General features: G+C 62.6%; 1 protein-coding gene. It reads left to right on the forward strand.

The window, feature by feature from the left end; all coding sequences use genetic code 11:
- Nucleotides 1–18: 18 nt before the first annotated feature.
- The coding region (locus tag AC1DS5_RS25650; protein WP_477721058.1) for a hypothetical protein at nucleotides 19–514 on the forward strand (496 nt) is incomplete at its 3' end.

Raw genomic sequence — 514 nt, forward strand, 5'->3', positions numbered from 1 at the left:
GTGAACTGGAGGCCTGCGATGTCGGCGCTGCGGCGCGGTCTCAAGGATCATTTCGATCTCGCCATCGGCGAATTGACGCGCCGGCAAATCATGGCGGCAGTGGACAAGACCGCCAAGACCGGTAAGCGCGGTGCAGCCAGGGACTTGCGCAAGCACACCCACACATTCCTCGAGAGGTGTGTCGGCGAAGGTTACGTCGAGCACAACGTGCTTGCCGGCTATCGCGCGCCGAAAGAGACCCGTGCGCAGAGGGTCGGGCGCCGAACGAAGGGCCGCGCGCTGATGGATGAGGAGATCATCAAGGTCTGGCACGCATCCGGCAAGCTCGGGGCTTTTGGACAATTAGCACGCATGTGCCTGCTCGGCGGTCCGCGCCGCAGCGAGCCAACCATCATTGAGTGGCGAAAGCACATCATGGATGACCGCATCACCTTCGATGCGGCGTGGACCAAGATGGGCCTGCATCACGACGTGCCGCGCACTCATCTCGTTGACGAGGTGCTCACAGCTGCGA

The organism is Polaromonas sp. P4_H1, from assembly GCF_056400945.1.